The sequence below is a fragment of the Treponema parvum genome (genome assembly GCF_017893945.1).
GTDB lineage: Bacteria > Spirochaetota > Spirochaetia > Treponematales > Treponemataceae > Treponema_D > Treponema_D parvum_A.
This window is the reverse complement of record NZ_CP054257.1, coordinates 1-26,591: the sequence shown is the minus strand read 5'-3', so window position 1 is coordinate 26,591 and position 26,591 is coordinate 1. Positions and strand designations below refer to the sequence as shown.

General features: G+C 43.4%; 19 protein-coding genes. 7 read left to right on the top strand and 12 right to left on the bottom strand.

All coding sequences use genetic code 11. The features are described 5' to 3' along the window. Positions 1-52: 52 nt before the first annotated feature. Complete coding sequence (locus tag HRI96_RS00095) at positions 53-316, bottom strand: Txe/YoeB family addiction module toxin (protein WP_210117536.1); 264 nt, start codon at positions 314-316, stop codon at positions 53-55. A 2-nt stretch (positions 317-318) separates the two neighbouring features. Then, positions 319-576 carry a type II toxin-antitoxin system RelB/DinJ family antitoxin gene (locus HRI96_RS00090; protein WP_210117535.1) on the bottom strand — a complete coding sequence of 86 codons (258 nt, stop codon included), beginning with the start codon at positions 574-576 and terminating at the stop codon, positions 319-321. A gap of 250 nt (positions 577-826) precedes the next feature. On the opposite strand from HRI96_RS00090, the gene HRI96_RS00085 reads away from it, so the two are divergent. Further along, entirely contained in the window at positions 827-2,146 is a 1,320-nt protein-coding gene (locus HRI96_RS00085; protein WP_210117534.1) for a carbamoyl phosphate synthase small subunit, read from the top strand. Further along, the gene (gene carB / locus HRI96_RS00080; protein ID WP_210117533.1) at positions 2,146-6,369 is read left to right on the top strand and encodes a carbamoyl-phosphate synthase large subunit; all 4,224 of its coding nucleotides are present in this window, start codon (positions 2,146-2,148) and stop codon (positions 6,367-6,369) included. The genes HRI96_RS00085 and carB overlap by 1 nt, the downstream gene beginning before the upstream one ends. An 87-nt stretch (positions 6,370-6,456) precedes the next feature. On the opposite strand, the gene HRI96_RS00075 is transcribed toward carB, so the two are convergent. The 7 genes from HRI96_RS00075 to rocF all read right to left on the bottom strand — a co-directional run bounded on the left by HRI96_RS00075 (position 6,457) and on the right by rocF (position 15,657). Continuing rightward, entirely contained in the window at positions 6,457-7,851 is a 1,395-nt protein-coding gene (locus tag HRI96_RS00075; protein ID WP_210117532.1) for a small ribosomal subunit Rsm22 family protein, read from the bottom strand. Further along, entirely contained in the window at positions 7,838-8,194 is a 357-nt protein-coding gene (locus HRI96_RS00070) for a MerR family transcriptional regulator (protein WP_210117531.1), read from the bottom strand. The genes HRI96_RS00075 and HRI96_RS00070 overlap by 14 nt, the downstream gene beginning before the upstream one ends. After that, complete coding sequence (der, locus tag HRI96_RS00065) at positions 8,194-9,717, bottom strand: ribosome biogenesis GTPase Der (RefSeq protein ID WP_210117530.1); 1,524 nt, start codon at positions 9,715-9,717, stop codon at positions 8,194-8,196. Before der ends, HRI96_RS00070 begins: the two co-directional genes overlap by 1 nt. 12 nt (positions 9,718-9,729) lie before the next feature. Further along, a complete protein-coding gene (locus HRI96_RS00060) occupies positions 9,730-11,529 on the bottom strand; it encodes a phosphoenolpyruvate--protein phosphotransferase (protein WP_210117529.1) in 1,800 nt (599 codons plus the stop codon). A gap of 139 nt (positions 11,530-11,668) precedes the next feature. Then, a complete protein-coding gene (gene htpG, locus HRI96_RS00055) occupies positions 11,669-13,642 on the bottom strand; it encodes a molecular chaperone HtpG (protein ID WP_210117528.1) in 1,974 nt (657 codons plus the stop codon). Between the two features lie 343 nt (positions 13,643-13,985). Further along, on the bottom strand, positions 13,986-14,735 hold the full coding sequence (locus HRI96_RS00050) for a hypothetical protein (RefSeq protein WP_210117527.1): 750 nt from the start codon (positions 14,733-14,735) through the stop codon (positions 13,986-13,988). 13 nt (positions 14,736-14,748) lie between these two features. After that, on the bottom strand, positions 14,749-15,657 hold the full coding sequence (gene rocF, locus HRI96_RS00045; protein WP_210117526.1) for an arginase: 909 nt from the start codon (positions 15,655-15,657) through the stop codon (positions 14,749-14,751). Positions 15,658-15,938: 281 nt separating this feature from the next. Between rocF and HRI96_RS00040 the strand changes: the two genes are divergently transcribed. The 3 genes from HRI96_RS00040 to pheT all read left to right on the top strand — a co-directional run bounded on the left by HRI96_RS00040 (position 15,939) and on the right by pheT (position 18,580). Beyond that, positions 15,939-16,181, top strand: coding sequence for an AbrB/MazE/SpoVT family DNA-binding domain-containing protein (locus HRI96_RS00040; RefSeq protein WP_210117525.1), 243 nt, complete (start codon positions 15,939-15,941; stop codon positions 16,179-16,181). Continuing rightward, positions 16,169-16,498, top strand: coding sequence for a type II toxin-antitoxin system PemK/MazF family toxin (locus tag HRI96_RS00035; protein WP_210117524.1), 330 nt, complete (start codon positions 16,169-16,171; stop codon positions 16,496-16,498). Before HRI96_RS00040 ends, HRI96_RS00035 begins: the two co-directional genes overlap by 13 nt. A gap of 342 nt (positions 16,499-16,840) precedes the next feature. Further along, positions 16,841-18,580: a phenylalanine--tRNA ligase subunit beta gene (gene pheT, locus HRI96_RS00030; protein WP_210117523.1), complete on the top strand. Its 1,740-nt coding sequence runs from the start codon at positions 16,841-16,843 to the stop codon at positions 18,578-18,580. Between the two features lie 63 nt (positions 18,581-18,643). Here pheT and HRI96_RS00025 read toward each other — a convergent pair whose 3' ends face one another. Beyond that, positions 18,644-18,904: a type II toxin-antitoxin system Phd/YefM family antitoxin gene (locus tag HRI96_RS00025; protein WP_210117522.1), complete on the bottom strand. Its 261-nt coding sequence runs from the start codon at positions 18,902-18,904 to the stop codon at positions 18,644-18,646. Positions 18,905-19,094: 190 nt separating this feature from the next. On the opposite strand from HRI96_RS00025, the gene HRI96_RS00020 reads away from it, so the two are divergent. Next, positions 19,095-20,576, top strand: a complete 1,482-nt coding sequence (locus HRI96_RS00020) for a GNAT family N-acetyltransferase (protein WP_210117521.1) — start codon at positions 19,095-19,097, stop codon at positions 20,574-20,576. Positions 20,577-20,652: 76 nt separating this feature from the next. Here the strand turns inward: HRI96_RS00020 and gyrA are convergent, their stop codons facing one another. Then, positions 20,653-23,109, bottom strand: coding sequence for a DNA topoisomerase (ATP-hydrolyzing) subunit A (gene gyrA, locus HRI96_RS00015; RefSeq protein ID WP_210117520.1), 2,457 nt, complete (start codon positions 23,107-23,109; stop codon positions 20,653-20,655). 11 nt (positions 23,110-23,120) lie between these two features. Next, positions 23,121-25,037 carry a DNA topoisomerase (ATP-hydrolyzing) subunit B gene (gyrB, locus tag HRI96_RS00010; RefSeq protein ID WP_210117519.1) on the bottom strand — a complete coding sequence of 639 codons (1,917 nt, stop codon included), beginning with the start codon at positions 25,035-25,037 and terminating at the stop codon, positions 23,121-23,123. A 132-nt stretch (positions 25,038-25,169) separates the two neighbouring features. Between gyrB and dnaA the strand changes: the two genes are divergently transcribed. Next, complete coding sequence (gene dnaA, locus HRI96_RS00005; protein WP_210117518.1) at positions 25,170-26,591, top strand: chromosomal replication initiator protein DnaA; 1,422 nt, start codon at positions 25,170-25,172, stop codon at positions 26,589-26,591.

The following is a 26,591-nucleotide window of genomic DNA, read 5'->3' as shown; positions in this document are numbered from 1 at the left end:
TTATTCTCTCAATACCCATTTCAGTTGTATGAATTTTTTCTGAATTGTTTTCCTATTTATCATCATAATGATTTTTACATTGAATAATTTTTATTAGTCCGTCCTCTATTTTATAGACAAGTCTATTTTTCTCGTCTATTGTCCGTGACCAATATCCGCATAAATTTTCTTTTAACGGTTCAGGATGTCCTATGCCGTTATTGCCGTTTCGTTCAATATCAATAAGCAGTTGATTAATTTTCTTCAGCGTTTTTTTGTCTTGCTTTATCCAATATGTATAATCCAACCATGCATCATCTGAAAAATCCTTGTGCACTTTTATATCTCAACAAGTTCATGTATTGAATGTTGCCCGTTTTCCATTTGCTTTTTCGAATGTTCCAATGCTTTCATATTTTTTTCAGAATAAAAAGAGCCGTCTTGAATAATTTCAAACGGAATTTTATGCTGAATTAAGGTTTGTTTCAAGAATATACGTATTGCCGTAGTTGTATCCATTCCAATAGATTCAAAAAATGCATCTGCATCATGTTTTAGAGCTGCGTCAACTCTTGTTTGAACTACTGCTGTTTTCATATGAACCTCCATGTTTACAATATAATACAAAAGTAATGAAAAAGCAATGTGTTTTATTGACTGAGCAATATACAATCCTAAAAGCTCGACCGCGGCATGTACTGCGAGTTTGCAGAGCAAACTCGGTAGTGAGGCGAAGCCAAACGACGTTCTCGCCGAAAGCAAAGCTTTATCTAGAAATACTTTTGAAACTCAACATTTCAAGCTGTCTAGGCATTCCTTTTAAAAAAATGTATAATGAGGCTTTAGAATGAGTATTAGAGCCTGTATTGTACTTGAAAACGGACAAGTTTTTGAAGGAAAAAGTTTCGGCGCTTTGGGCTGCGTGACAGGCGAAGCGGTTTTTACAACGGGAATGACCGGATACATTGAAACGCTTTCCGATCCCAGCTATTACGGACAAATCGTCATGCAGACCTTTCCTTTAATCGGGAACTACGGTTTGATTCCGCAGGATTTTGAAAGCTCGCGGCCCCACTTGAGAGGATACGTCGTCCGCTCATATTGTGATTTTCCTTCCAATTTTCGAAGCCAAGGCGCGATAGATTCTTTTTTAAAATCAAATAACATTGTAGGCTTGTACGACATCGACACCCGTTCTCTAACAAAAATTTTAAGGGAAGCGGGCGTCATGAATGCCATGCTGATTTCAGGCGATTCGCCGGAAGCGAAAAAGAAATTCGGCGCCCTTGATATTCCGGAAGAAAAGAAAAAGCTGCTGGAAAAAATCCGCGCACACAAAATTGAAAATGCCGTAGAATCGGTAAGCTGCGACGCCGTTAAAATCGAAGAGCCTGCAGACACGGTTTTCGCGAAAGCCGCAAAATATCGTGCGGTTCCGGTTACAAAAGACGGACTTAAAATAAACGACGCATCATTGGCCATGAAAAACGGTAAAAATAAAAAAGTCGTCCTTTGGGATTTCGGCGCAAAAGCCAATATCCGGCGGGAACTTTTAAAACGCGGAGTTTGTGTTATTTCCGTTCCGTCAAAATCCACCGCAAAAGAAATCATCGATCTTAAGCCGGACGGCTTAATGCTTTCAAACGGCCCCGGGGATCCTAAGGATAATCAAGAAATCATCGACCAGCTTAAAAAACTGTGTGAAAAACGCATTCCCGTTTTCGGTATCTGTTTGGGGCACCAAATCCTTGCCCTTGCCCGCGGAGCTAAAACTTCAAAGTTAAAATACGGACACCGCGGATCAAATCATCCGGTAAAAGATCTGTCAACCGGCCGCGTTTATATTTCAAGCCAAAATCACGGCTATGCCGTAGAAAACGCTTCTTTGCCTAAAGGGGCCTTACTGAGTTTTGCAAACACAAACGACGGAACGTGCGAAGGGATTACCTATACCGATATTCCCGCCTTTTCCGTTCAATTTCATCCGGAAGCTGCCGGAGGACCCTTGGATACTAATTTCTTATTTGACGAATTTATTTCTCTTATAAACAATCCCGATCATTTTAAGAATTTTAAAACGCCTTACGCCCTCATCGATTCAATTTCATATTTTGCCGACGCTATAAAAGAAAACGCTCGTATATCCGAACAATCCGGGAGTCTTTAATGCCGCTAAACACATCAATAAAAAAGATTATGGTCATAGGTTCCGGCCCCATCGTCATAGGACAGGCTGCGGAATTCGATTATGCAGGAACACAGGCCTGCAAGGTTTTAAAAGAACAGGGCATAAACGTTGTTTTGGTAAATTCAAATCCGGCAACCCTCATGACCGACCATTCCATGGCGGACTCTATTTACATAGAGCCGCTGATACCTGAAACCGTCAAGCGCATAATTGAAAAGGAAAAGCCCGACAGCTTGCTTTCAACGCTCGGCGGACAGACAGGGCTCACTTTAAGCATGGAATTGGCAAAGTCCGGATTTTTAAAGGAACACAACGTACGGCTGCTCGGAGCGAATCCCGAAACCATAGACAAGGCTGAAGACCGTCAAATGTTCAAAGACACCATGCTTTCCATCGGAGAGCCTTGTATTCCCTCCAAAGTGGTAACAACTCTAGAAGGGGCTTTGGATTTTGCCGATAACGAAATCGGATATCCTGTGATCGTAAGACCTGCGTTTACCTTGGGCGGAACGGGCGGAGGAATAGCAAACGACCGCAAAGAACTGGAAGAAATCGCTCACAACGGTCTTCATCGCTCTCCCATACATCAAATTTTAGTTGAAAAATGCATCTCCGGCTGGAAAGAAATAGAATTTGAAGTCATACGGGATCATTCGGGCAATGTCATAACCGTCTGTTCCATGGAAAATTTCGATCCTGTAGGAATTCACACTGGAGATTCCATCGTAGTAGCGCCGGCCGTCACTCTGGCGGACAAAGAATATCAAATGTTGCGTTCTTCCGCGCTTAATATAATTTCAGCGCTCAAGATCGAAGGCGGTTGTAACTGTCAGTTTGCCCTAAAACCCGATTCTTTTGAATATGCAGTTATAGAAGTAAATCCCCGCGTTTCAAGGTCTTCGGCTCTTGCGTCAAAAGCGACCGGATATCCTATAGCAAAAGTCGCAACCCTCATCGCAATCGGGTACAATTTGGATGAAATTCCTAACGCCGTTACCCAAAAAACGGCGGCATGTTTCGAACCGGTAGTGGATTACATCGTCGTAAAATTCCCGAAATGGCCGTTCGATAAATTCGTCTACGCCAAAAGAACCTTAGGCACTCAGATGAAGGCGACAGGAGAAGTAATGGCGATCGGTCGCTCTTTCGAAGAAGCCTTGATGAAAGCCGTCCGCGGGGCGGAAATAGGCGTTTATTCTTTGCGCCTAAAAGCTTTTTCCCAAGAAACCGACGAGCAAATAAAAAAAAGAGTCGGTGAAATAACGGATTTACGTATCTTTGCCGTTTACGAGGCCCTGAGACGCAAAATCTTATCTGTAAGACAGATAAGTGAAATTACAAAGATAGACGCATGGTTTATTTCCAAGTTGGAAAATATAGCAGCCCTTGAAGATGAACTTGAAAGCGTAAAAAACAAAATTTCGACGCTTTCAAACGAACTTTATTTAAAAGCAAAAAAATCAGGCTTTCCCGATAAGGTAATAGAATCTTTGTCGAAAGTGAAAATTCCAGGCGGCTCGGGAATTTTACAAGACTCCAAAGCGGCGGAAAAACTGCGGAAAGAAGGCAAACTGGCGCACATTCCCGCAACATATAAAATGGTCGATACCTGCGCCGGAGAATTCAATGCGGAAACTCCGTATTTTTACGCAGGCTACGACGAGCAAAACGAAGCCGCCGAATTCCTTAAAAACAGGAAAAATACGGAAGGCAAAAAAGGTACTATTATTGTTTTAGGTTCCGGCCCTATAAGGATCGGTCAGGGAATAGAATTCGACTATGCTTCCGTTCAATGCGTTTGGTCGCTGAAAAAACTGGGTTACGAAGTAGCGATTATAAACAATAACCCCGAAACCGTTTCTACCGATTTCGACACTGCCGACAGGCTTTATTTCGAACCTCTTACGCCGGAAGACGTTATGAACGTGATATACACGGAAAAGCCCTTCGGGGTTGTCGTCGCCTTCGGCGGACAAACCGCAATAAAACTTACTAAATTTCTTGATAAGCAGGGAATTAAAATTCTGGGAACCAGCGCCGACTCTATAGACATCGCTGAAGACCGCGAGCGTTTTGAACAGCTTTGTGAAAAGTTAAAGATAAACAGGCCAAAAGGAGAAACCGTTTTTACGACGGAACAGGCTCTGCTTTCGGCGGAGCGGATAGGATATCCGGTTTTACTTCGCCCTTCATATGTTCTAGGCGGACAGAACATGATCATCGCCTTTACTCCGGCGGACATAAAAGAGTACATGTCCATCATCCTTGCCCAAGAAATTGAAAACCCGGTTTTAATAGACAAATACATGATGGGCACGGAACTGGAAGTCGACGCTATATGCGACGGAAAAGACATTCTTATTCCGGGAATAATGGAACACATAGAAAGGACGGGCATTCATTCCGGAGATTCCATAGCCGTTTATCCTTCTTGGAACTTAAACGATATTCTCCGTGAAAAAATCATAAATCAATCCCGCGAACTCGCTCTCGCCCTTAAAACGCGGGGACTTATCAATATTCAGTACCTGATTTACAACAATTCTCTTTACATCATAGAAGTTAATCCCCGTTCAAGCCGCACCGTCCCCTATATCAGCAAGGTGACCGGCGTTCCCATGGTAGAACTTGCCACGCAGGCCATGCTGGGTAAAAGCATAAAAGAGATGGGCTACGGTTTAGGACTTTATAAAATTCCTCCGTATTTCGCCGTAAAAGTTCCCGTATTCAGCTTTGAAAAACTCATGGATGTGGACACCCATTTGGGCCCGGAAATGAAATCGACGGGAGAAGTTTTAGGCCTGGCTTCCACTATGGAAGAAGCTATTTTCAAGGGACTTATCGCAGCCGGTTATAAAATGAAAAGAGGCGGCGGCGTTCTGTTCACGGTGCGCAAAACCGATCAATACGAAATTCCCGATCTGGCGCGCAAATTTTACGACATGGGCTTTACCCTTTATGCAACGGAAGGAACCGCAAAGGTAATCCGCGATTTCGGTATGGAAGTGGTAACCGTAAACAAAATCCATGAAAATTCCGAAAATAATTTTCTTACGCTTTTGGATTCGGAAAAAATCGACTACGTGGTTTCCACAAGCGCGAAGGGACGAAATCCTGCAGCTGACAGCGTAAAAATGCGAAGACACGCCATAGAGCGTGACATTCCGTGCCTTACGTCCATAGACACCGCCAACGCCATAGCCAATTGCCTTATGAGCCATTATTCGGCCGAAAACGTAGAACTTGTAAACATAAACGATTTAAGATCGGCAAAGCAGAAAATAAGATTCAGCAAGATGCACAGTACCGGCAACGATTTTATCGTCATGAACGCGATGGCGCAGGTTATCAACAATCCCGCCGGTCTGAGCGTAAGGCTTTGCAACCGCCGTACGGGCATAGGAGCGGATTCTTTAGCCCTCATAGAAAGGAGCGATAAGGCCGACGCTTACATGAAATTTTTTAACCAGGACGGCTCCGAAGGAAGGCTTGCGGGCAACGCAATACGCAGCGTGGCAAAGTATTTATTCGACAACAACATAAACGGAATCGCCGCGCGGCATGCGCTCGTTACCGATCCTACGGCGGCGATAACCATAGAAACGGCAAGCGGCATAAAATCTTTGGTCTTGTACAAACAAAACGGAAAAATATCGTCCGTAACCGTAGATATGGGAAAACCGGAATTTTCACCGGCTTCTTTACCGACAACGCTGAAAGACACGCCGTTTTTTCCTCCGTCAAACGAAACGCAGGATAATGCCCTTTTGCCTAAAAAGGCTATTGTCAACGAAACCCTTGCTGTAGGCGATGAAAAATACAAAGTTTCCTGTATTTCCGTCGGAGTTCCTCACTGCGTGGTTTTTTGCGACTTCGTCGACAAGGTAGACATTTTTAAAGTCGGCCCCTTGTTTGAAAACAACAAAGCCTTCCCGCAGAGGGTAAACACCGAATTTGTGCGCGTCGCAGGCCCGAACGAATTAAAAATGCGTACATGGGAAAGAGGAAACGGCGAAACCCCAGCCTGCGGAACGGGAGCCTGCGCGGCGGTCGTAGCGGCCGTTCTTAACGGATACTGCAAATTAAACGAAAATATTACGGTAAAAGTTCGCGGCGGCGAATTGATAGTAAAATACACGGGAAAAACGGTCTTTCTTACGGGCGCAACGGAACTGGTGTACGAAGGCAACGTAGAAATTTAATTTCACTTGATAAAGCACTAAGGAAGCGGCTTCCGCATCTCTCAGGTTTTCAACGGAAGGCGCATAGTACGCATTGTCCGGATCCGCTTACTTTCTTAAAAATATTTCGCCGGCTCCCGTTTTTTTATCGCGGCTGTACGCGCCTTTTTGCGGCAGCTTTTCTGTTGATATTTTATCTCCGGAATTTATATCGCGCTCTCCTTCATCTACCGCAAGCAGCATACCTTGTTTGGAACAGGCGTAATATCCTTTTTTTGTGTCCGGAAGCTTTATCGGATCCGATACTATTCTTAAAATGTCCGTTTCATCGTGTTCCCGTTTTTTAAAGCGGTTTGAAACCAATACGAAACTTAAAACCGCCCTGTCTTTGGGTAAGCCCGCGTCAGCCGAAAGTTTTAAAAGCGGCAAAGGAGAATCTTCCGTAGTAAATGCAAAATTACACCATTTTTGGCCGCGCCTTCCGTCCATAGGGCATACGGCGGCGTGCGGACAGGGCAAAACAGGCTCGTATCCTTTATCAATAAAAATTTTTCTCATCGCACTTACGAGCCGCGCAGACTGCGGAACGCCGGGTTCTATCAGGAGAACGCTTGCCTTTTCATCCGCATAGTTCAGCAGATCTTCGCAGAATTTTTTTGCAAAAAAATCGGATTTCGATCTTGCGCTCGGCGCCGTATACTCAAGCATTTCGTTCAGCATGTTGGCGCAGGTTATAAACGACGCTCTTTGCTTTACCGGCAATCCCATTTCGCCTTTTAAGCGGATGATTTTCCACGGAAAAGAATCCGGTTCGGGTAAGGTTTTAGCGGCGATCGACAAAAAAATTTCTTCGCCAAGGGTAAGAGCCGCCTGAGAAATATCAAGACAGTACCATGTCAATTTTTTTTTACGAAGCTCCGGCCGTGAAAGCCACAAAGCTGTCACTACCGTCAAAGGTCCGCTTCCCGCATCAAGACAAACGTCTCCGTCTTCAAGGCAAAGATTTTCAGGCGCAAAACCTGCAAACAGTTTTGTAAGCCTTATGAGGTTCCACCACATAAAATAGCGCACGTACGAAGAAAGTTTAACCGTTTCGTTCATATAGCTTTTTCGCCTGTCGGGTCTTTCATCCGTCAGTTCATGAGAGAGCTCTCTTATCTGCATGGGAATCTTCGCAAGCTGACGGCTGTTCAAAGGGCGTATGTTTTGTATCACTGATAAGAATTCCGTAAGTATCTTTTTTGAATCCGGGGGAAGATTTTCTTCGGGAAACATCTTTGCCGTCTCCGCTACAAAAACTCTTATTTTATTTCCGCCGCCCGAAACAGGAATTTTCACACTTTCGGCGTTTTCGGTATTTTTATTTTTGAGCGTTTTTTTATAAATTTTACCGGATTTTTCTTCTTTTAAAGTTTTACAGCGATCAGGCGACTTTTTCCTTGAAAATTTATCGTACCATTTTTCATTTCCGTCGGGCGTTGTCGGCGCTTTATCGCGTTTCATCTTTAACGTCCGCCTTGCCGTCAATGCGGTGTTTCCTTACTGTCAAAAAAATATCCGTAAGTTCTTTTCTCGCTTCGCGAATGTTTTGCATAAGCTCCGCATTTTCACTTTCCACATTCATGTCGGCGATAATATTATCTCTTGCGCCTTCTATCGTAAATTTTTTTTCATATATCAGATATTTTAAGCGCTGTATGATGTCTATTTCTCTCTGCGTATAAACGCGTCTTCCGCCCAAATCTTTTTTAGGCCTCATACCGGGAATGACTTCTTCCCAATAACGAAGCACATGAGCTTTTAATCCCGTCAATTCTTCAACGTCGCCGATCGTATACTGTGCCATCAGTTTTTTTCCCGTTTTTCCCATTTTACTCGGCTGGCCTTCATTTCCAGCTGAACGGGAATTTTAGAGAACCCTAAGTCTTCCCTGATCCGGTTTTTAAGATAAGCTATATAAGTTTGAGGAACAACTTCCGGCCGAGTTGCAAATATAATAAATCCTACGGGATTTACGCTTTTTTGCGTCATGTACCTTATGTGAAAATGTAAGGTTTTTGAAGCCGGCGGAGGATATTTGAAAAGCCAATCTTTAAGAGCCGTATTCAAAGCGGAAGTGTCTATTTTTCTGGAAAGCTGTCCGTATAATTCAATGGCTGTGTCCATAAGAAGTTTTATGCCGTCTCCTTCCTTCGCGGAAAGAGGAAGTATGGGCGCAAAATTCATATGAGCGAACATTATTCTGATGTCTTTTTCAATGTCTTTGAATTTCGTCTCTTTTTTGTCTACGGCGTCCCATTTGTTCATAACAAAAATAATAGCGCGTCCCCTCTCATAGGCTAAAGAGCAAATTTTTTTGTCCTGTTCCGCAAGGCCGGTGCGAACGTCGATCACTAAAAAAACGATGTCGCAATCATCAAGCGTTTTTATGGCCCTGTTCACGGAATAATATTCTATGTCCTCCGTCACGCGCGCTTTACGCCTTATACCCGCAGTGTCGAGAATTTGAAAATCACGGCCGCTGTACCTGAACGAACCTTCAACGACATCGCGGGTAGTTCCCGCATAATCGCTTACAATCGATGCTTCCGTATGGGTGAGCCTGTTGGTCAATGTGGATTTCCCCGTGTTCGGTTTTCCCAAAACCGCAATCCTTATCGGATTTCTTTCTTCTCCTTCCGTAACCTTGGAAAAATCAAGACCTTTGACTATAGCTTCGGAAAGTTCCGGTATGCGGTCCCCGTGTTCCGCGGATATAAAGATAAGCTCTTTAAATCCGTATTTCATATAATTCCATGCGGAACCTTCGTTTCTGCCGCCTTCCGCCTTATTTACCGCAGCTATGACTTTGTCCCAATATTGCCGCAACAAGGCTATGAATTCCTCATCTTCGCCCGTTATCTGCCCGGCTTCAAGCAAAAGTAAAATGCGGTCGGCTTTTTTAAGCGTTTCAAGCATTTTGCTTACGACAAGTTTATCTAAAAGAGCTTCCTTTGTTCCTTCGGCATGATCAAGCTTGTATCCGCCCGTGTCCGTCAAATGAACGGGTTTTCCGCATATAAAGGCGGTTCCTTCAACGGGATCTCTGGTAACTCCCGGCGTAGGATCCGTGATGGAAATTCTTTTTTTCATAAACCTGTTAAATAAGGTGGATTTTCCCACGTTGGGCCGGCCGGCTATTACTATGAGAGGAAGATTGTGATATGTTTTTTCCGGATCGAAATTCAAACCGCTTTCTTCTTCCTGCGCTGGAAATTCCGGCGGCACCGGAAATTCAGGATTTAAAATTGCATTTTCCGCAATGCCTTCATTTTTTCTTTTTGAGGATTTAAAAGAATTCCGTCCGGTTTTTCCGGTTTTTTTATACATGTTTTTCCGCATTTAAATTAAGTTGTTTAAGGCCTTTGATGAAATATCCTGCATCTCTTTTATCGTAAATTTTGAAAGTATCTCTTTTACCGCCGATATCTGCTTGGCCGTCATGCTCAAATTTCTTATTCCCATTCCGCCAAGAACAAGAACTCCGTTTTGCCGGCTCGCCATTTCACCGCACACGGAAACGGATATACCGGACGCCGCCGCATTTTGCAGCGTGTTTTGTATCATACGCAAGACGGCAGGATGACATTCATCGTAAAGCTCCGCCACAAAAGGATTTTCTCTGTCTATGCCTATCGTATATTGCGTAAGATCATTTGTCCCTATCGAAAAAAAATCCGCCGTCTTTGCAAGGCTGTCTGAAATAAGAGCTGCTGCAGCCGTTTCAACCATGATTCCCAAAGGAACATTCTTCTTAAAAGGCACGCCTTCGGCGGCAAGTTCTTTCTGCGCCGTATCTGCTATAATTTTTGCTTTTTCAATTTGCTCCGCGCTCGAAATAAGCGGCAGCATTATTTTTAGATTGCCGTACACTCCGGCTCTGTACAAAGCGCGGAGCTGTGTTTTTAAAATTTCAGGATGCGCCAGGCTGAACCGTATAGCCCTCAATCCCATCAGAGGATTTTTTTCTTTAAAATCGGATTGAACGGGTTGATTGAATCGATCGGATTGACCGGATTGACTTGAGCCGCCGGAAATTTTTGCATCCGGAGCGGAAGCCGGTGAGAAGGTCGGCGCGGAAGTTATTGAGGAAGTCATATCGCCCAAACCTTTTATCAGTTTATCGCCTCCGGCGTCAAGCGTTCTTATGGTCACGGGTTTACCGCCCATCGTTTCCAAAACTTCCTTGTATGCTTCAAACTGGGCTTCTTCCGAAAAGCTTTGATTTTCGGCCATAAAAAGAAATTCCGTTCTGAACAGGCCTATTCCGTCGGCGCCTTCTTTTAGCGCGGTACGGGCTTCATCCGGAGTTCCGATATTCGCAAAAACATGAAATTTTACGCCGTCCTTGGTCAAAGCTTCTTTTGTCCTAAATACGTTCAAGACTTTTTTGCGCTCTTCTTCGTCTTTTATCCTTTGGCGATAAAGCGAAAGCGTTTTTTCGTCCGGATCCGCAATGATCTTTCCTTTTTCACCGTCAACAATAACCGTAGTCCCCGAAGGTATTCCGGAGGTAATTCCTGTAACGGCAAAAACACTAGGTATACCGTAATTTCTTGCAAGAATTGTAACGTGGCTTGATTTTCCGCCCTCCGTCAAAGCAAGTCCCGCTATTTTTCTTTTTGAAAGGACTATAGCGTCGGTAGGATTCATGACCCTTGCAACTATGACGGCCCCGTCGGGAACGGAGTCTGTGTTAAACGGATGATAATCCAAAAGTTCATTTAAAACCTGATCGAAGACGTCGCGGATATCTTTGGCTCTTTCGGTTAAATACTCGTTTTTTGAATCGCGCAAGCGCTGCTCATATTCGCCGGTTTTTTTGTCAAGAACATATTCGATATTGTAAAGCTCTTTTTCGTAAGAAGTTTTAATTTCTTTTATGAAAACCGCGTCCGACAGCATGGCAAGATACGATTCAAATATTTCTTTTTGTATCTTGTTTGCCGCAGTCTCAGTTATCTGTGCCTTAAGGCGCGCGGAAACCGCTTCGACAGCCGCTTTAAAACGTTCCCATCCGATTCCAATATCTTCGGGTTTTACAGATCTTTGCGGAACAATTCTTTTTTCAGTTTCGGGAATGATAAAGGCCGTCCCCAAGCCTATGCCGCCGGAGGCCGAAATACCGGTAAAAACATTCATTTCAGGAAATTATACCTTTGAGTTTACTCTGTTGTCAAATATACAAAAAAAGGCAGCCTAAAATTTTCAAGCCGCCTTTTTATCGCCGTTATGTCCGGTCATAAGAACTTTGCTTGTTCCGGACGTCTCATCGAAAAAATCAAATGCTGAGCAGGTCGTTGAGTTTTTTAACAAAATCCGCAGGATCTTTTATTTCAGCGCCGTCCATCAGCATGGCTTGATCCAACAGTACCGTAGAAATCTTTTCAATGTATTGTTCGTCCTCAGATTCGCGAATTTTCGCAAGTATCGCGTGATCGGCGTTTACTTCCAGAATGGGTTTAACTTCCGCAAAGCTTTTTTGTCCCATAGCTTTCATCATGCGCTCCATCTGCAAAGAAGGATCGTTTTCATCAACTACGATACAAGCAGGACTATCGGAAAGCCGCTTGCTCAAACGAACGTCCTTTACCCTGTCTCCCAAAGCTTTTTTTATTTTTTCAACTACGGGCTTGAATTCCTTGTCCTTTTTTTCAGCTTCTTTTTTATCTACGCCGAGCTCTTCGTCGCTTCCTGCACGGTTTACGGCCTTTAGTTCGAAATCCTTATATTTGCCGAAAGCGGGAATTACAATATCGTCTATTTCGTCAAACATAATAAGAACTTCAAAGCCTTTTTTTCTGTAGGCTTCAAGCAGCGGGCTTAAGCGCAGATTTTTTTCATCCGTCCCGGTTATATAGTAAATGGCTTTTTGCTCAGGTTTCATGCGCTGCACATAGTCGGCAAAGCTGGTCCACTTATCGTCTCCGGTACCGCTCTCGTCGGTGCTTTTAAACCTCACGATATCTGCAATTTCTTCACGGTTTGCATAATCGGAATAAAGCCCTTCTTTTACGGGACGGTTAAAAGCGGAAACAAACTTATTCCAGTTTTCCAAAGCCTTTTTTTCGTCATCGCCAGGTTTTTCCGCCTTGCGCGCTTTGTCGGCGGCGTCTCCCATCTTTTTAAATTCTCCCAGCAATTTTTTTACGGACGCTGTGCGGATATTTTCCAAAATCCTGTTTTTCTGAAGAATTTCACGGCTTACGTTCAGAGGAAGATCTTCACTGTCTATAATACCGCGGACAAATCTTAAATACGCCGGCAACAGTTCCCTGTCGTCGTCCGTAATAAAAACGCGCTTTACATAAAGCTTTACTCCGCTCTTATAGTCCGCCTGGTACATATCGAACGGAGCCTGCTGTGGAACATAAAACAGCGTCGTGTATTCCTGCGTTCCTTCGGCATGAGTGTGCACATACATCAAAGGATCTAGGGTGTCGTGGCTTAAAGTCTTATAAAAGTCGTTATAGTCTTCGTCTTTCAGTTCCGACTTGGGACGCTTCCATAAAGCGCTCGCGCTGTTTACCTGATCAACCTTATTTTCGGATCCGGTAATCTTTCCTTTATCGTCGTACTTATTTTGAACATAGTGCAAAAAGATGGGAAAGGCTATGTGGTCGCTGTATCTTTTTATAAGTTCTTCTATTTTCCAGCGGCTCGCGTATTCTTTGCTTTCGTCGTTAAGGTGCATTTCTATTACCGAACCGACTTTTTCTTTATCGTCGAATCCGAATTTTTTTGAAATTTCACCGGCGGCGTCCGTTTCTTCTATTTCATAAGAATTAACTCCGTCGCTCGACCAATGCCAAAGTTTTCCGGATTTGTCGCCGGCCTTGCGCGTATAGACGTCTATCCTTTTTGAAGCCATAAACGCCGAATAAAAACCGACTCCGAACTGTCCTATCAGCGATGAATTTTTTGCCGCGTCGCTGCCGAGTTTTTCAAGAAAGGCCTTGGTCCCGGAACGGGCGATTGTGCCCAGATTTTCGGTGAGATCTTTTTCATCCATTCCCAATCCTGAATCCTGCACTGTCAGCACGTTTTCTTTTTCATCAAAGGAAATGTCTATCCTCGGATCGAATTTTATAGACTTATATAAATCGTCGGAAACCGTCAAATACTTCAACTTGTCGATAGCGTCGGATGCGTTTGAAACTATTTCCCTTAAAAAAATATCTTTGTTCGAATACATGGAATGTATTATGAGTTTTAAAAGCTGATTAACCTCTGTTTGAAATTGATGTTTTGCCATAAATTTTTCCTCATACAATTAAAATTAGAATTTGCAAGCATAACGCTCGAAGCGTCACGCTGCCGGAACCTTGCCTTAAGCGCTGTGTTTTCAAAACTTGACATTTTGTCGACACACTAAAAGGTTGGAAAATTTCGAGTTCTATCAATCTCGAAAATGAACCGGCTTATAAAAATATAATAAAAAACCGCTTTCGGCGGCAAGATTTTTTAAAGTCCGATCCGCGCCGATTCCGCACCGTGTTGATCGCTTCGTTTCGCTCCGAAGCTGCGCCTGCTTTGCGCCGTTTCCGCTGTCATCTTCGCACCGGTACACCGCGGGGCTTATACGGTTCTGCGTCAACTTACATTTCAGCCGTTTTCGCTCCGATGCGGAACGTGATTCCGATGTCGCCTATGGAAGAAAAATAGCGTTCGTAATTGTCCCCCTTTTCCAGCGTATTGCGGCGTGAAACATAAAGATGTAAACCGAAATATTCATATTCAAAAAATAAATCGGCACCCCATTCAAAGCAGAAAGAATAATCGCTTTTCAAAGGATAATAATAGGAAAAGGGCGTAACCATGCCTTTTATATCCATCCCGAACCATTTTTTTAAATAAAACCTATGTTCAACTCCGAATAAAAAATCATGATATATCGTATGCCCGTAAAAATTCCTAGGTAAAAACTCATAGTCGTTTTTATAATCAAGTTTTAAATAAGAATATCCCACGAACGGATATGCGGTTATCCCGTAACCTATGCGGATCGGAATTCCTATAGTCTCCTGAGTAGAGACCGAATATATGTCGCTCGTTTTATTCATTATATCCGACCAGGCGATTCCCTGCGGGTGATAAAGCACTCCGAAATTAGTCAGCGATTTTATAAGAAAAAAATCGTTTATCTCTACTACGATTAAGGCTCCGGAATAATTCATGAATTTTGAAAAGGATCTGTCCGTTTCTCCCGAATTGCCTTTTATTTCATTTATTACGCTCAGAGCTCCCGCCGTCTTTTCAATAGTCCAGCTCATATCCATAAGAGAAGATTTTGTCTGTATCTGCAGCGCCGGCAAAGAAAAAACAAAAACGAAGATTCCGGCGGACAAAAAGCCGAGCCTCTTAATAAATCTTATCTCCCAACAATCTTGCTATGAGATCTACGGCTAAAGCCGCCGTCATGTTCCTTATATCCAATACAGGGTTTACTTCTACGATTTCCGCCGATTTTACCATTCCGGTACCGCACATTTCTTCCATTATGAGAAGACCTTCCCTGTTTGAAAGGCCGGCTTGCAGCGGGATTCCCGTGCCAGGAGCGAACATGGGATCAAGAACGTCCATATCGAAGCTCAGGTGTACCGCGTCCGCTCTTTCTCTAAAAAACTCAATTATCTTTTTCAATATCACCGGAAAACCCTGCTTGTCTATGTCGCTCATGCTAAAGACCGTAACCCCTGCTTTTTTCATGAGAGCTTTTTCACCGGGATCAAGATCGCGTGTTCCTACAAAGCACACGTTTGCAGGATCTACTTTTCTTCCGGCAAAGTACAAATCCGTCAACTCTTTTAATCCGTATCCGCATGAAGCCGCAAGGCATTCGCCGTGCACATTTCCCGAAATCGTAGTCTCCGCCGTATTAAAGTCCCCGTGAGCGTCTACGTACAAAACGCCGAGCCGCTGTTGCTTTTTTTTGCATGCGGCCGCCATTCCCGCCAGAGACCCCAGCACAATGGAATGATCTCCTCCTAAAATCAAAGGAAATTCTTCCCTGTCCGCAATGCTTTCAACTTCTCTTGCAAGCTGAGTGCAGGCGGCAACTATAGGCAATAGGTATTTTGCCTTAGGATTGCCTTCTTTTTTATAATCTTCGGATTCTATTTTTACGGTTGAACGGTAATCTACAATTTTGTGTCCGAGTTGTTCAAGCCGGCTTTGAAGCCCCGCAAGCCTTATCGCCGCCGGCCCCATATCCGACCCGTGCCGGCTTGCCCCAAAATCAAGCGGCACTTCAAGTATGTTTATATTCATGTCACTATATTATTGACTTTACTTTGCATGATCAATAAACGCGGCATAAAACGTCGAGTTTTAACGATATAATCCCGCAGCCAAGCATCTGATAATGCGATGAGATGACGAACTGTTTTATAGGCGAACCATTCTTAAACCTCCGTTGCTTTTATAAAAAACTGCCGAACATTCCGTTGTTTTAGGGCAGCTCTAAAAACTCGCCTTTAGCGATTTTTAGCGATTTTTCCTTGACAAAACCATGTTATTACATAATAATTACATCAATAAAGGGGTGCTTTATGTTGGTTTCCATAGTTCCGATCGGCAATTCTCGCGGAGTAAGATTTCCGAAACCCGTTCTGGATAAATTTTTCGTAAAAGACAAAATGAACATGGAAGTAACGGAAAAAGGAATATGGCTTACGCCTGTAACAGAACAACCTCGTTCCGGTTGGGCAGAGGCCTTTTGCGCCATGCACCAAAACAAGGAAGATATTTTGGACGATATTCCGGTTTCGGGAGCGTTTGAATGGGAATGGTAGCGAGTCAGTATAATGTTTATCGCGTGAGTCTTGACCCGACTGTGGGACACGAGATAAAGAAAACAAGACCGTGCCTTGTCATTTCCCCCGATGAGATGAATCATCATATCGATACCGTTATCATTGCGCCCATGACGAGTAAATCCCGCCAATATCCGACCAGAATTCCTGTTAAGTTTGAGGGGAAAAACGGGTGGATTGTTTTGGATCAGATAAGAACCGTTGATAATACCAGACTTGTAAAGCATTTGGGAAAAATAACTAAAAAAGAAATTTCGGCAGTAAAAAACATTCTAAAAGAAATGTTGGTTGACTGAAGTCTTATAGATAGGTCATCTATTCCGGCCGGAATGCCGATAATTTCCGAATTATGGACAGCATAAACCTATTTTGTTATACTACAATAGTCTGAATGTCGAGCTTTGAAAGCAAGACATAATAAGAAATGTACTTTCGGCGAGAACGCCGTTCGGCTTCGCCTCACTACCGAGTTTGCGTTGCAAACTCGCTGTGTATGCCGCGGTCGAGCTTTTAGAGTAGAATTCCGTAAGCATAACGCTCGAAGCGTCACGCTGCCGGAACCTCGCCTTGAGTACCTCATTTTCAAAACACGCCATTTCATTGAACAACGAAAATGTCGAAAATCTGCGAGGTCTTATATGCCCAAAATAGAAGTGAACGAATCTTTGTTTTTTAAACAGATCGGTAAAAAATATGATTATGAATCTCTTGAAAAAATACTGACCTGCGGAAAGGCCGAGCTTGATGAAAAACCCGATGAATCTTTACCGGAAGACCTGCGCACCATAAAAATCGAACTAAACGATACCAACCGCCCGGATCTTTGGTCTACAAACGGAATCGCAAGGCAGATACGCCTTTACAGCGGGAAAAAAAGCGTCGATTATTCGTCTTTTATGTCAAAAAAAGGAGACGTTAAAGACATTGGAAACAGAATCGCGACCGTCGATCCGGAATTAAAAAACATTCGGCCTTACATGGTAGCCTTCGTCATTTCCGGCAAGGCTATCGACGAACCCATGCTCTTGGATATCATCCAGACACAGGAAAAACTTGCCTGGAATTTCGGAAGAAAGAGAAAATCCATTTCCATGGGAATATACAATGTGTCGCAAATAAAATTCCCTGTTCACTATAAGGCTGTAGATCCCGATAAAACGTCCTTTGTCCCCCTGCAGGTTACCGAGCCCATGACATGCAGGCAGATCCTTACAGATCATCCAAAAGGGAAAGACTACGGCTGGATTTTAAAAGACATGAAAAAATTTCCCCTGCTGGTAGACGACAAAGGTGAAATCTTGTCCATGGCGCCTATAATCAACAGCGCCACATTGGGCGCCGTACAAGTCGGAGAAAAAGATCTAATGGTAGAGCTTACCGGCGACAATATCGAAAATCTCATACTTTCGGCCAACATGGTCGCCTGCGATTTTGCCGACTGCGGATATGAAATTTTGCCCGTAAAAGTCTGCCATCCTTACGATACCGGGCTGGGAAAAGACATAGTCGCGCCGTATTATTTCCAGCTTCCCACAACGACTTCTCTTTCACACATAAATAAGCTTTTGGGATTGGAATTAACGCAAAAGGAAGTTACGGCGGCTCTTGAGCGCATGGGTAACGCCGTAAGCGTAAAAAACATAAAATACAAAGACGGCGGCGAAGATACCCAATTTATATTAAATCCGCCGCCCTACCGCAATGATTTTTTACACGAAGTCGACATAATCGAAGACGTTATGATTGGACTTGATCTTACGACTTTTAAACCCGAAAAACCGGGCGACTTTACGATAGGCCGCCTTTTGCCTCTTACGGAATTTTCCAGAAAAACCAAAACCCTTATGGTGGGACTCGGCTATCAGGAAATGATATTCAACTACGTGGGCAGCAGACAGGACTATATTGAAAAAATGAACACGGACGGTTCGAATGTGATAGAAATTGCCAACCCCATGAGCGAAAATTATCAGTTCATACGATCTTCCGTAATTCCGTCCCTGCTTAAGGCCGAAAGCATTTCCGCAAACGCCGTCTTTCCGCACAAAATTTTTGAAATAGGTAAAGTAGCTTATATCTGTGAAAAAGAGAACACGGGAACAAGAACAAGACAGAACCTGGGTTTTTTGACAGCCGCAAACAACGCCAATTTTAACGGCGCCGCCGGAGAAGTTTCCGCCCTCTTGTATTATCTTGACCACAAATATGAAGTAAAAGAAAGCAGCGATCCGCGCTTTATACCGGGCAGACAGGCAGCCGTTATCGTAAACGGTAAGCAGGTAGGCGTGTTCGGCGAGATCCATCCGGCTGTCCTTGAAAACTGGGCTATAAACGTTCCGTGCGTTGCCGGTGAAATAGACCTCGAAGAACTGATTTAAAGCGGACTCGGCCGGCTTTATTTATATTAAATTATTGTAATCTCTTTTTCCATAATTCGAACATTATAGGCCATGTTTTTCCTTTATACGAGCAACGGCATCCTCTACGGAAGAATATCTGCCGTTTTTCATATCCTGTTTTGCTTCTTCAAGTTTACCGTAAACGTTAGAAAGAAAAAGATTTTTCTCATAGGTTTCCATACTCATAATTACCATGTCACCATAACCGTTTTTCGTAACGAAAATAGGTTCTTTATCCTCATGGCATATTTGTGAAATTGCTGTAGTGTTTTTTAAATCCCTTATAGGAACGATTCTCGGCATTTTATCTCCTCGTGGGATTATTTTACCACATATTTAAGCGTTTTGTCTACAAAGCAGTTGCATAGTGCAGTTTCATCTCTTTTTAAATACTGTTTTATCGTCCTTGTTTTCCTTCTCGGTTTAAAAAATGTCTTCCGTGTGATAAAATCGAATTCACAGTTGTGCGACTTTAAAATCAGCGGGGGCAAAAATGAAAACGGAAACGGCAAAAGCGGAACAGATAAGAAGCGTTATTCGATACATAAAAAAATTTAAAGACGCAACCGTAGTCATATACATCGATGATGAACTCATAGACTCTCCTTTGTTTTCAAGCCACATCCGCGACATCGCCCTCATTCACGCATCAGGCTTAAACGTAGTCATCATACCCGGAGCGAGGAACTACATCGATAAAACTCTGACAAAAGCTAACATCCCCTGGAAAATAAAAAACGGCTGCCGCATTACGAGCGAAGACGCCATGCCTCTTATAAAAACCGCCGCCTTTGAAATTTCAAACATAGTTATGACCGGTTTGGCGGGGGAACACATAAACGCCGTAATAGGAAACTGGGTAAGAGCGAGGGGAATGGGCGTGATAGACGGTTTTGACTTTGCGACTTCCGGAGAAATAGACAAACTTGAAATAGATTCCATACGCACGATACTGGAAAAACGGTTCATTCCCATATTTCCGTGCATAGGCTGGAGTCTTACGGGAAAGCCTTACAATATTTCTTCTTTACAGCTTGCGCAGGAGATAGCCGTATATTTACAAGCGGATAAACTTTTTTTTGTGGTTCCCGAAGCGGAAATTTCAAAGGAAAATTTTATAATTCCCGACAATATGATCCTATCAAAAGAAGGGCATCTTCCCGCTTTAAACATAGAAGAATTAAACGCTTTTATGGATATAAATCAAAAAAGCCCGGCGGACGATTGTGCGCCCTCTTGCACGGGGGATTGCACGGACAGCCGTGCAGACGATCGATCAAACAATCAAATCGGTAACCCGGCCGCAGATTCCGAGCAAAACCGCAGCTATCAGGGTGTCGAACCTTCCGCACGAACAAGAGAAAAACGAATAAAAGAAAAAATTCTTTCTCTTTTGCGCTTATCAAAAAAAGCCTGCGACCTCGGAGTGCACAGAGTACATATCTTAAACGGCTTGTCGGACGGCGTGATTCCCTGTGAAATTTTTTCCGAGCTGGGATCCGGCACTATGATTTACACAAACAATTACGGTCGTATACGTGAAATGCGGCCTGAAGATATTCCGGCGGTTTTAAGACTTATGCGTCCCTTTGTCGAAAAAGGAATTCTTTTGCCGCGAACGGAAAGCTCCCTTTTTAACGAAATAAACGACTTTATAATATATGAACTGGACGACGGTATACGCGCTTGCGCCGCTCTTCACATCTTTGAAGGCGCACAGGGTGAAATAGCGGCCCTCGCCGTAGACGAATCCTATTCCCACACGGGAATAGGTCCGAAGTTAATATCTCACCTTACCCAGCGGGCAAAAAAACAAAAACTGAAAAATATTTTCGTCCTGACGACTCAAACCGCCGATTGGTTTGAAAATTTAGGATTTAAAGCCGCAGACATTCAAACTCTTCCGGAAAAAAGAAAAAAAACATGGACGGCAAACAGAAATTCCAAACTGTTGAGAATGCAAATAAGCGACTGACGCCGGCGGATTTAAAACCGCAAAAAATTCCGATAATGTTTCACGTGAAACATTATCGGATGCACAAGGCGGTTTTCTATTTGTCTTTTTCGTTGTTTTGGGCTACGCGGTCGATTCCGATCAGATAATCGGGGTCTTCTATTTTAAGAATGCTCACTCCGCTGGCGTTTGTTCCCTGTTTATTTATAGCCGAAGCGAGTACCCGCAGCGTCTTTCCTTGGCTTGTCATACAGACAATCTCATCCGTTTCTGCAGTCGCCAAAATCCCTATTATTTCTCCGCGGGCTTCGGTGTTTCCGAATATGCGCTGGCCGCCGGTTCCTCTGCCGTGCGAAAGGAATTGATCGAAGTCTATGCGTTTTCCGTATCCTTTTTCCGTCATCACCAAGATGGATTTGTCATTTTCTATTCTTACGGCGCCGGTCAACTCGTCTCCGTCGCGTAAACGAATACCGCGTACTCCTCGACTGGCCCGTCCCATCTGCCGTATATCCGTTTCGGAAACTCTGAGCGCCTGACCTCTTCTGGTAACGAACATTATTTCATCCGAACCCGTCGTTAAAATGGAGCTTACGAGCTTGTCGCCGTCATCCAATTTTATGGAAATAATTCCCCTTGTCTTTGCGTTGGAAAAATCCGTTACGGGCGTCTTTTTTACGATTCCGTTTGCAGTAGCCATAAAAAGATAAGTGTTTTCCTCAAAATCCTTAAGCGCCACTATCGTAGTTATCTCTTCGTTTGCGGAAACGGCCAAAAGGCTTTTTATGTGGGAACCCCTGCTCGTCCTTGCCGCTTCGGGAATTTCATGCACTTTGATCCAATAAGCCCTGCCCTCGTTCGTTATGAACATAAGGTAATCGTGAGTGGAAGCTATAAAAAGCTGATTAATATAATCGTTTTCAACAAGGTTTGCGCTTGCGCTTCCTTTTCCGCCTCTGCCCTGTTGTTTATACAGAACCGCCGGTACGCGCTTTATATAACCCAGTTTCGAAATCAAAATAACGACGTCTTCTTCTTTTATCATATCCTCGACGTTGATATCTTCGACTTCGTCGGCTACAATATCGGTTTTTCTGTCGTCGCCGTATTTTTCCGCTATTTCGTTGGTTTCGGTTTTTATCAATTCCAATATTTTTTCATGGTGTTCCAGCAAATCGCGAAGATGAGCTATCAACGCTTCAAGCTCGGCTATTTCTTTTTTAAGCTCATCGATCTGCAGATGAGTGAGACGTTTAAGCTGCATGTCGACGATAGCCTGCGCCTGAACGTCGTCAAAAGAAAACCTCTGCATAAGAGCGTTCTTTGCGTCTTCCGTGTCGCGGCTGGATCGAATGAGTTTTATAACTTCGTCGATATTGTTGATCGCAATTATTAGAGCTTCAAGTATGTGGGCTCTCGCCAAGGCCTTAGCCAAATCATACTTTGTGCGTCTGGTAACCACTTCGTCTCTGTGTTCGACAAAGTATTTTACAAGATCTTTAAGATTTAAGATTTGAGGCCGACCCTTTACAAGCGCAAGGTTTATAACGCCGAAATTCGATTGCAGCGCCGTCTTGGTAAAAAGCTGGTTCAATACTATTTTTGTGATAGCCCCCCGCTTCAGATCGACAACTATTCTCATGCCGACGCGATCCGACGATTCGTCGTTTATACCGGCGATGCCGTCTATAGCCTTGTTTCTTGCCAACTCCGCTATTCTTTCACACAAAACCTTAGTATTTATACCGTAAGGAACTTCCGTAAAGACGATAGACTCTTTTCCGTTTTTTAAAGTTTCTATCGTAAATTTTCCTCTTACGATGATCTTACCGCGGCCGGTCTTATAAGCTTTTTTTATGCCCGCTTTGCCGAAAATTATTCCGCCGGTCGGAAAATCCGGTCCTTTTATATATTTACAAAGTTCATCTACGTCGATGTCAGGATTGTTTATGTAAGCCGTCACCGCCGACGCTATTTCCTTTAAGTTGTGAGGCGGCATATTTGTAGCCATACCTACGGCGATTCCGGACGAGCCGTTCGCCAAAAGAAACGGAAATTTTGCCGGAAGAACCGTCGGTTCCTGAGTGGTTTCGTCAAAGTTGGGAATAAAATTAACCGTATCCTTACCTATGTCGACCGTCATCTCTTCGGCAAGTTTTGCCATCTTCGCTTCGGTATAACGGTAGGCTGCCGCCGGATCTCCGGCTATGGTTCCGAAATTTCCCTGAGGAGTGATAACGGGATATCGTAAAGAAAAATCCTGCCCCAATCGCACAAGCGCGTCATAAACCGAAGCGTCTCCGTGAGGGTGATAACTTCCCAAAACGTCGCCTACGATCTTAGCGCATTTTCGCGTAGGTCCGTTATTGCGCAGGCCCCGCTCTTCCATTGCGTATAAAATTCTTCTATGAACGGGTTTTAAACCGTCGCGGACATCCGGCAAAGCGCGGCTTACGATGACGGACATGGAATAATCTATATAGGCCTGCTTTACTTCAGTATCGATAGGTATGGGAATCAGGGTTCCGCCTTCGGGCGTTTTTATCTCTTCCATTAAAAAATCCTTTAAACGTCAAGGTTGGCGTAAACGGCGTTTTCTTCTATGAATTGCCGTCTGGGTTCAACTTCTTCTCCCATAAGGACGCTGAAGATCTTATCCGCCGCAACGGCGTCCGGCAATGTAACTCTTTTCATCTTTCTGCGGGAAGGATCCATCGTGGTTTCCCACAATTGAGTTCCGTCCATTTCACCCAATCCCTTATAGCGTTGTACCGATATTTTATCCGTGTCGGCTCCTATGTCCGAAATAATTCTGGTTTTTTCATCGTCGTCATAAACATACCATTCTTTCTTTTGGTAGCTGATTCTATATAGCGGCGGCATGGCAAGATAAACATATCCGTCTTCTATGATCTGCGGCATGTATCTGAAAAAAAACGTTAAAAGCAAGGTACGTATGTGAGATCCGTCAACGTCGGCATCCGCCATGATTATTATCTTGTGATAGCGGAGTTTTGAAATATTGAATTCCTTTCCGATTCCCGCTCCGAGGGACGCAATTACCGGCTCAAGCTTTTCATTGTTTATAACCTTGTCTATACGGGCTTTTTCAACATTGAGCATTTTGCCCCAAAGAGGAAGGATGGCCTGTGTTTTGCTGTCCCTTCCTTTTTTTGCCGAACCGCCGGCCGAATCTCCTTCAACTATGTATACTTCACAAAGAGAAGGATCTTTTAACGAACAATCCGAAAGTTTTCCGGGAAGGCCGAAACTGTCCAAGCCGGATTTTTTGCGCGTAGCGTCTTTAGCTTTACGTGCGGCGATTCTCGCGGCGGCTTCGCTCACGGACTTTTCAAGGATCTTTTCGGTTTCCGAAGGATTTTGCTCAAAAAACAACACAAGTTTTTCTTTTATGAGATTTTCCACTATGCTGCGAACTTCAGTGTTGCCGAGTTTTGTTTTTGTCTGTCCTTCAAACTGAGGTTCTGGAACTTTTACGGACAAAACCGCCGTTAAGCCTGCCCTTACATCTTCTCCGGACAGTTTTTCATCCTTGTCGAGCCGCTTTTGCAACTTAGGATATTTTTCAAGGAATTTGTTCATCACAAAGGTAAGGCCTGTTTTAAATCCCTCTAAGTGTGTTCCTCCCTCGCGCGTATTGATGTCGTTTACATAGCTGTAAATATTTTCCACATATCCGTCGTTGTACTGCATGGCAATTTCCGCAAGGACGTCGTTTTCGGAACCTTCCATATAAATCGGCTCGGCCGGAACGGTAGATTTTCCTTCGTCAAGATAAGACACAAAGTGTTTTATTCCGCCTTCGAATTTAAACACTACTTCTTTGGGCATTTCAAGTCTTTCGTCGCGAAATACAATAGTAATCCCGCTGTTTAAAAAAGCCAATTCTCTTAAGCGCTTTGCAAGAACGTCAAAATTGTAAGTCGTAGTTTCGGTAAAGATGGATTTGTCCGCTTTCCACCTGATCATCGTGCCGTGACTTTCAGAATCTCCTACAACTTCCACCTTAGTCTTCGGAATTCCCGTTTCATATTTTTGAACGTATTTTTTTCCGTCGCGCTCGATAAAGGCTTCCATCCATTCGGAAAGAGCGTTTACGCAGCTTACGCCTACGCCGTGAAGTCCGCCTGAAACCTTATAAGATCCCTTATCGAATTTACCGCCGGCATGCAGCCTTGTTAAAACAAGTTCAAGCGCGCTTATGTGTTCCGTAGGGTGTATGTCGACCGGAATGCCCCGCCCGTTATCCACGACGCGGCAGATATCGTCCTTTTCAAGAGCTACGGTTATAGTATCGCAAAAACCGGCCATTGCCTCGTCTATGCTGTTATCGACAACTTCATACACCAGATGGTTTAAACCTTCCGGACCGGTCGATCCGATATACATTCCCGGTCTTTTACGAACCGCTTCAAGTCCTTTGAGAACTTGAATATTACCGGCTGAATATGTAGCTGTCATTATTTTCGTCCTTAAATTTGATTAATGTAATTCCTTCTATTATATGAAATAAGCACATTGCGGAAAATAGAAACGTAAATAATAGTATATCGATATTGCAGAAAAAAGTAAAGACGGTTTATAATGAGATTTATGGGTGAACATAATTACAAAGATGTTTGGACATTCGCTTTAAATCAAATCCACGAAGAATATAAAAAAGCCGGAAAAGAAACGGATTTTAAACTTTGGTACAACATGAAATACGAAGAAGACACTATTTCAACCATAACCGTTTCCGTCGCTTCGGAGTTTTTATGGCAATCGATGGTATCTAAAGGAAACGTTCAAAGGATAACCGATAAAATCAAAGATCTTACCGGGCAAAAAAACATTTCATTAAAACATCTTGTAAACAACGAATCCGTTTTTTCACAAAGTCAAAAAGATTATCCTATCGAAGAGCAGACCGGCAAAAAGCAAAACGACCCTCAAAATTCCTCGTTAAACAACACCCGCGTTAAAACTGAAGCGAAACGGCATCCGCAGCTCTATCCTAATTACACGTTCGAAACCTTTATTCCCGGAAGTAACAGCGATTACGCCTACAACGCTTCCATAGCCGTAGCAAAAAATCCCGGAAAAACTTACAACCCTATATTGCTCTACGGCGGCGTAGGCTTGGGAAAAACTCATCTCATGGAAGCTATAGGAAATTACATATATCAGGATAAAGGAGAAAAATTTAAAATCTGTTACGTTCCGGCGGAAACGTTCATAAACGAATTCACCACCTCCATAGGAAATAAAACCATAGCCAAATTCAAATCCAAATACAGAAATCTTGACGTTCTGCTTTTGGACGACATTCATTTTTTACAGGGAAAAACACAAACTCAGGAAGAACTTTTTCACACGTTTAACGCTTTACACGACAGCAGCTCGCAAATGGTATTCACATGCGACAGGCCCGTAACTGAACTTAAAGATATGACCGACAGACTTCGCTCAAGGTTTTCAAACGGACTTGTAGTAGATCTTCAGCCGCCCGATTTTGAAACCCGCTATGCGATTCTTTTAAAAAAACTTGAAATGCTTCAAAAAAAGATCCCCGAAGAAGTGGTTTCTTACATAGCAAAAAACGTAGTTACAAACGTGCGCGATCTTGAATCGGCTTTAACCAAGATGATAGGATATTCGGAGCTTATAAACAAAAATCTTACGATAGAGATAGCCCAAGAACAACTGAGAGACATTTTCAGCTCTCCAATGTCCGGAACGATAACGATAGATACTGTTCAAAAAATAGTGGCCGATCATTTTAATATTTCAATTTCGGACATTAAAAGCAAAAAACGGGACAAAAAATTCGTATTTCCAAGGCAGATATCCTTATACATAGCAAGAGAATTGACCGAATACTCATTCCCCGAACTGGGAAACGAATTCGGAGGAAGAGATCATACTACGGCGATGCATTCGTATGAAAAGATTGAAAATATGCTCAAGACGGATTCTTCTTTAAATTCGCTGGTTCAAATGCTCATGAGGCAGGTAAAAGATTATAAAAAATAA